Annotated in this window: 5 protein-coding genes; 2 read left to right on the forward strand and 3 right to left on the reverse strand. The window is 70.7% G+C overall.

The features are described from left to right. Positions 1–27: 27 nt before the first annotated feature. From ACFOGJ_RS30260 to ACFOGJ_RS30270, 3 genes are all read right to left on the reverse strand, one after another. Positions 28–1,113 carry an MBL fold metallo-hydrolase gene (locus ACFOGJ_RS30260; RefSeq protein ID WP_379907070.1) on the reverse strand — a complete coding sequence of 362 codons (1,086 nt, stop codon included), beginning with the start codon at positions 1,111–1,113 and terminating at the stop codon, positions 28–30. Between the two features lie 187 nt (positions 1,114–1,300). Next, positions 1,301–2,443 carry a M23 family metallopeptidase gene (locus ACFOGJ_RS30265; protein ID WP_379907071.1) on the reverse strand — a complete coding sequence of 381 codons (1,143 nt, stop codon included), beginning with the start codon at positions 2,441–2,443 and terminating at the stop codon, positions 1,301–1,303. A gap of 70 nt (positions 2,444–2,513) precedes the next feature. Beyond that, the gene (locus ACFOGJ_RS30270; protein WP_379907072.1) at positions 2,514–4,307 is read right to left on the reverse strand and encodes an acyl-CoA dehydrogenase; all 1,794 of its coding nucleotides are present in this window, start codon (positions 4,305–4,307) and stop codon (positions 2,514–2,516) included. 140 nt (positions 4,308–4,447) lie between these two features. Between ACFOGJ_RS30270 and ACFOGJ_RS30275 the strand changes: the two genes are divergently transcribed. Further along, positions 4,448–5,446: an L-threonylcarbamoyladenylate synthase gene (locus ACFOGJ_RS30275; protein WP_379907073.1), complete on the forward strand. Its 999-nt coding sequence runs from the start codon at positions 4,448–4,450 to the stop codon at positions 5,444–5,446. Between the two features lie 37 nt (positions 5,447–5,483). Beyond that, a complete protein-coding gene (locus tag ACFOGJ_RS30280) occupies positions 5,484–6,914 on the forward strand; it encodes an FAD-binding oxidoreductase (RefSeq protein WP_379907074.1) in 1,431 nt (476 codons plus the stop codon). Positions 6,915–7,097: the final 183 nt, after the last annotated feature.

Consider the following 7,097-nt stretch of genomic DNA (forward strand, 5'->3'; position numbering starts at 1 on the left):
CGCCCGGGCCGGGGCCCGGGCGCCGACTCAGATCCGCAGCGCGGCCGGCGCGTCGGCACCGTCCGCCAGGAAGCGGTGGACGCCGTCGGCGGACGTGCTGCGCTCGATCAGCCCTTCGCCCAGCAGCCAGTGCAAGTGGGCGAGCGCCTCGCCATGGGCGAGGAACTTGTGCTCGCCGCTATGGTCGCGACGGAACAGGACCGGCAGGACCTCGACCACCGTCTTCGGCTCCGCCAGCGCTTCCAGCAGCGCGCGCAGGCGGTCGTGATGGTGGGCGCCGATCTGGTCCAGGCGCGCCGACAGATTCCGGAACGGGTCGCCATGGGCGGGCAGCACCAGGGTATCGGCCGGCAGGCCGCGGAACAGGCCCAGGGAATTCAGGTAGAAGCGCAGCGGATCGGCTTCCGGCTCCATCGGGTAGACGCCGATATGCGGGGTGATCCGCGGCAGGATCTGGTCGCCGGAGATCAGCAGTCCCAGTTCCGCGCAGTACAGGCAGGCATGTTCCGGCGAATGGCCGCGGCCGACCATCACCCGCCAGGTGCGACCGCCGATCCGCAGGCTCTGCCCGTCCTCGATCCGGCTGAAGCCGGTCGGCAGGTGGCAGACCGCCTCCTTGAAGCGGTCGTAGGGCCGCTTGCTATAGACCTCCAGCTCCTCCTCCGAGAAGCCGCCGCGGCGGTAGAAGGTCACGGCGGCGGCCGGCGGATGCGCCTCCTGCTCCAGCAGCAGGCAGCGGCCGAACAGCCATTCCCCCAGGGTCATGCAGAGCGGCGCATCGAAGCGCCGCACGAACCAGCCCGCCTGGCCCATATGGTCGGGATGGAAATGGGTGCAGATCACGCGCCGGATCGGCCGGCCGCCCAGATGGCTCTCGATGATCCGCTCCCAGGTCTCGCGGATCGACGGCGTGCGCAGGCCGGTATCGACCAGGGTCCAGCCGTCGCCATCGTCCAGGAGCCAGAGGTTGATATAGTCGAGGCCCTTGATCGGGATCGCCATGCGGACCCAGAAGACGCCCTCGGCCACCTCCATCACCTCGCCCTGCTCCGGGCGGCCGGCAATCGGATAGACGAGTGCGTTCGGATCGGTCCTGACGGTCGCTACGTTCACGGAAGCCCCTTTCGCTGACGGCCGCATCGCGTCGGCCGGGGCGAATCCCCGGCGCGCGGCCGTTTGACTGGTCCTATCGCACTGCAACATACCGCGGTTGACGTTAGCGTCAATTCGGGCTGCCGCGCGACAGGGTTGCAGCGAATGCAAGGCGCGCCGGCGGGCCGGCCGGCGCCCGGCTGACCCGCTAGCGTAGGGCGGAGACCTCCGCACCCGTGGTCGGCGTCATCACCCCGTCCGCCGTCTGGAACTGCACGGGCCAGACCTGCAGCTCCTGTCCCGGCCCGACCGGGGTCAGCAGCGTGAAGGACATGCCGGGATCGGGCCCGTAGCCGGTCAGGCCCGTCGTGCCGATGATGTCGCCGGCAGCGACCCGCTGGCCGACCCGCACCTGGACGCCACGGAAGTCGAGCCGGCCGTAGACGCCGACCGTGCCATCGTCATGCACGATCGCGATCATGTTGCCGAAGATGGCGGGATATTCGGCCAGCCCGCCCTGCATCGTCTGGGTGCGGACCGCACCGACCACGCCGCCACGGGCCGCGCGCACCGCGGTGCCGGGCTCCGCCGCCCATTGCACATAGCCCTGCTGCAGCGCCGTGCCGGCACTGCCGACCCAGATCACCTCGCGCCGCTTCTCGGCACCGAAAGGCAGGTTGTAGACGGTGCCGTCCGGCTGCGCACCGACCGCGCCCAGGCGCGCCCGCAGAAGGGTGGAGAGCCGGTATTCCTGCGGAATCGGGCCGAGGCGGGTCAGCACGTGGCGCCCCTCCCCCTCCAGCAGCGCCTGCACCCGTTCCGGCGCATTCGGGATATTGCCGGCGTCGATATCGACGAAGGCGGTAACGATCAGCGGCGCGGTCAGGTCGGCCACCACGCTGGCATAGTCGTCGCGCGCTTCCGTGGTCACGCAGACGATGTCGGCGACGCAGGTATCGCCGCTGCGCTCCTGCACGATGACCCGTTGCTGCTCCACCTTGCCCGGCAGCTGCAGATTGTCCTCCGGGCTCGGCCCGCGGGTGCCCACCGGAACCCGCCCGTCGGTGCCCCCGTCGGCGCCCGGCCTGTCGGTGGTCGTGGTGACCGTCATGGTGCCCAGCGGCTTCGGCGGCTCGCCCTGCACGCGGCCATCGCCGGCCTGATCGCTCTGCGCCCAGACCGGCGACGCCGCCAGCAGCAGCGCCAGCATCGCGACGGTGGCGACACCGCCGCCCAGCATGCGCCAGCGCCGTTCGGCCGGGGTCATGTCGGCCACGGCCGCGGCGCGCGGCCGCACCGTGCGGGGCGCGGCGGTGCCGGGAAACCCGTCGGGCAGGTTGCTCTGGGCCATCGTCGGATGCTCCTCGTCGTCGTTGCGGCGCCGGTCGCCAGGATGCCGGCCCGCGGGTCCGTTCCTGCCGCTATGCCACCAGCAGGTCCGTATCGAAGCTGGCGAGGCTCTCCGCCCCCTCCAGCACAGCCGGCGCCATGCCGGGCGCCTGGCTCAGCACCTGGGTGGCATAGAACCGCGCCGTCTCCACCTTCGCGCGGGTGAAGGCCCGGTCCCCTTGCGGATCCGCCTCGCGGGCGGCAATGGCGGACTTGGCCAGCAGCCAGCCGCCCAGGACCGTGCCCATCATGCGTAGAAAAGGCGTTGCCCCGCCGATGGTTCCGGCGATATCCCCGCTCAGCCCCTGCAACACCGCGCGGGTGACCTTGTCCAGCGCCTCGACGGCGGGCTGCAGGTGGCGGTGGATGTCGCCGAACGCCGCCTCGTCCCGGCCCGACAAGGCCGCGCAATCGGCGCGAATCTGCGCCAGCAGCGCCTGCACCACGCCACCGCCCTGCAGCGGCAGCTTGCGGGTCATCAGGTCCAGGGCCTGGATGCCGTTGGTACCTTCATAGATCGGCGCAATGCGGGCATCGCGGTAGTACTGCGCGGCGCCGGTCTCCTCGACATAGCCCATGCCGCCATGCACCTGCACGCCGAGGGAGGCGATCTCGACCCCCAGATCGGTGCACCAGGCCTTCGACACCGGGGTCAGCAGGTCGACCAGGGCCTGCGCCTCCGCCCGCTCCGCCTCGCTTCCGGCGTGATGCGCCCGGTCGATGCAGCCGGCATTCAGGTAGATCAGCGCGCGCATCGCCTCGGTCTGCGACTTCATCAGCAGCAGCATCCGCCGCACGTCCGGATGGTCGATGATCGGGCTGGCCTGATCCGCACTGCCGCCGGCGGCGCGACCCTGGCGGCGCTCCTGCGCGAAGGCGCGCGCCTGCTGCCAGGCCCGCTCCGCCACCGACAGCCCCTGCAGCCCGACGGCCAGGCGGGCATTGTTCATCATGGTGAACATGCAGCGCATGCCGCCATTCTCCGGGCCGATCATCCAGCCTGTGGCGCCGCCCTGGTCACCGAACGACATCACGCAGGTCGGGCTGCCGTGGATCCCCATCTTATGTTCCAGGGAGACCGGCCGCAGGTCGTTCTGCGCGCCCAGGCTGCCATCCTCGTTCACCAGGAACTTCGGCACCAGGAACAGCGAGATGCCCTTGGTGCCCGCCGGCGCGCCCGGCAGGCGCGCCAGCACCAGGTGGACGATGTTCTCCGCCATGTCATGGTCGCCGAAGGAGATGAAGATCTTCGTGCCGGTGATCCGGTAGCTGCCATCGTCCTGCGGCTCCGCCTTGGTGCGCAGCGCCCCGACATCGGACCCGGCCTGCGGCTCGGTCAGGTTCATGGTGGCGGTCCATTCGCCGGAGATCAGCTTCGGCAGGTAGCGTTCCTTCTGCATGTCGCTGCCATGCGCCAGCAGCGCCTCGATCCCGCCCTGGGTCAGGATCGGGCAGAGGGTGATCGCCATATTGGCCGATGACAGCATCTCCTGAACGGCGATCGCCACTGCCCAGGGCAGGCCGCCGCCGCCCATCTCCGCCGAGACCGGCACCGAGTTCCAGCCGCCCTCGCGGAACTGCCGGTAGGCATCGGGAAAGCCGGGGCTGGTGCGCACCACGCCGTTCTCGATCTTCGCGCCGTCCTCGTCGCCGACCCGGTTCAGCGGCGCGAAGACGTTCTCCGCCAGCTTCGCCGCCTCTTCCAGCACCGCGGTCACGACATCGGCCTCGGCCGCCTCGTAGGCGGGCAGGCTGGCGAGCGCCGGCAGTCCGGCGATATGGTCCAGCGCGAAGCGCATGTCGGTCAAAGGTGCGGTATAGCTCATCTGGACGTCCTCTCCCGCCGATAGGGTGGCTCTCCGGCCGCGGGCCTGCCCCAGAGAGCGGACCCTACCGCCGGAGTGTAGGTTCGCGCCGCGGATACGGAAACGGTCTCGCGGCCAGCAATGCCCGTGAAATGGATACCATGTCCCTGTCTGCCAATCGGCGGCCAGATGCCGCACTGTCGGCACACTGCCGCCCCCCCATCGTCGCGCCGGCCCGGACGGCTCTCGCCGCCGCCGCGGCCGCGCTTGCCGCCGGCCGCCTGGTGGGCCTGCCGACGGAGACGGTGTACGGCCTGGCCGGGGCGGCCGGCGATGCGCTGGCGGTGGCGCGGATCTTCGCCGCCAAGGGCCGCCCGGCCTTCAACCCGCTGATCGTGCATGTCCCGGACCTGCCGGCGGCAGGCCGGCTCGGCCAGCTCACGGACGCAGCCCGGGCCCTGGCCGAGGCCTTCTGGCCCGGTCCGCTGACCCTGGTCGTGCCCCGGCGGGCCGACAGCGGGCTGGCGGATCTGGTCTCCGCCGGCCTGGACACGATCGCGCTGCGGGTGCCGGCCCATCCGGTGGCCCGGGCATTGTTGCGCACCGCCGGCCTGCCGATTGCCGCGCCATCGGCCAACCCGTCCGGCCGGCTCAGCCCGACCCGGGCCGCCGACGTGGCCGGCGCCTTCGACGCCGCACAGCTTTCCCTGGTCCTGGACGGCGGGCCCTGCCCCATCGGGGTCGAATCGGCCATCGTCGGCTTCGCCGGGGAAAGGCCCGTGCTGCTGCGCCAGGGCGGCATCGCGGAAGAGGAGTTGGAAGCGGTCTGCGGCCCGCTCGGCCGGCCCGGCGACGACAGGGTGCAGGCACCGGGCATGCTGTTGAGCCACTATGCCCCCGCGGCCCGCCTGCGCCTGGATGCCGCCGCGGCCGAACCGGGCGAGGCGCTGCTCGCCTTCGGCCCGACGGTGCCGGCCTGCGCCGGGCCGGTGCGCAACCTCTCCCCCGCCGGCGACCCGGTCGAGGCCGCGGCCAACCTGTTCCGCATGCTGCGGGAGCTGGATGCGCTGGCGGACCGCATCGCCGTCATGCCGGTGCCCCGGGCCGGCCTGGGGGCGGCAATCAACGACCGCCTCGCCCGGGCGGCGGCCCCGCGATAGACTCCGCCGCCGATATCCCAGACGACAGGTGACAGCCATGAACCAGATCGCGCCGGACATCCTCGACCGCCTCCGCGCCGTGGTCGGCGACAAGGGTGTCATCGCAGACCCTGCGGAGATGCGGCCCTACCTGACCGAATGGCGCGACCTGTGGCACGGCGTGTCGCCGCTGATCCTGCGGCCCGCCAGCACGGAAGAGGTGGCGGAGATCGTGCGCCTCTGCGCGGAGACGGGGACCAAGCTGGTGCCGCAGGGCGGCAATACCTCGCTCTGCGGCGGCTCGGTGCCGTTCGAGGGCGGCGACGAGATCGTCCTCAGCCTGTCGCGGATGCACGCCGTGCGCGAGATCGACCTGGAGAACGACACCATCACGGTGGAGGCCGGCTGCATCCTGCAGGACGTGCAGCAGGCGGCGGAGGAGGCCGGGCGCCTGTTCCCGATGCGGATCGCGGCCGAGGGCAGCTGCCAGATCGGCGGCAATCTGTCCACCAATGCCGGCGGCACCGCGGTGCTGCGCTACGGCAATATGCGGGACCTTGTCCTGGGGCTGGAGGTGGTGCTGCCCGACGGCCGCATCTGGCACGGCCTGCGGGGATTGCGGAAGGACAATACCGGGTACGACCTGAAGCAGCTGTTCATCGGTGCCGAAGGCACATTGGGCATCGTCACCGCCGCGGTCCTGAAGCTCTACCCGCGCCCTGCGGCGGTGGAAACCGCCTTCATGGCGGTGCCGGACGTCGCGGCCGCGGTCGCCATGCTCGGCACGGCGAAGGCGCTCAGCGGCAACCAGGTGACGACCTTCGAGCTGGTGCCCCGGCTGGGCCTGGACATGGTGCTGCGCCATGTCGCCGACACCCACGATCCGCTGGAAGGCCGCCACGACTGGTATGTCCTGATGGAACTGTCGGCTGGCCGCGACACCGGCGCCCTGAAAGAGACGATGGAGGCGATCCTGGTCGAGGGCTATGAGCAGGGGCGCGTGCTGGACGCCACCATGGCGGCGTCCGAGGCCCAGTCCCAGGCGCTGTGGAAGCTGCGGGAAAGCATGTCGGAGGCGCAGAAATACGAGGGCGGCTCGATCAAGCACGATGTGTCCGTGCCGGTCTCCAGGATGGCCGCTTTCATCGCCGAGGCATCGGAATATGTAGTCGACCTGATCCCGGGCACCCGGATCGTCGCCTTCGGCCATATCGGCGACGGCAATGTCCACTTCAATCCGTCGCAGCCGCCGGAGATGGACAAGCAGGCCTTCCTCGACCGCTGGGACGAGGTCGGCCACCGGGTCTACGAGAAGGTGCGGAAGTTCGGCGGCTCGATCTCCGCCGAGCACGGGCTGGGCCGGCTGAAGCGCGACGAGATCGTCCAGTACAAGGACCCGGTGGAGATGGAGCTGATGCGCCGCATCAAGCGCAGCCTCGACCCGCAGAACATCATGAACCCCGGCAAGGTGCTGAATCCGGAGGGGTGAGCCGGATTCATACAGGTCCTCGACGCGCCCACCCTGGGACCGTCATCCCAGGCCTTGAGCCTGGGATCCATTCCGCAAGCCTCGAGACATCTGGCCAGCCGGCGGAATGGGTTCTCGGGTCAAGATCCTATGCAGGCGCGACGGGCGAGGCGTTACCGTATCGGTTTCCCACACCCAACAGCT

Source organism: Marinibaculum pumilum (assembly GCF_042646425.1).
GTDB classification, from domain to species: Bacteria; Pseudomonadota; Alphaproteobacteria; order Ferrovibrionales; family Ferrovibrionaceae; genus Marinibaculum; species Marinibaculum pumilum.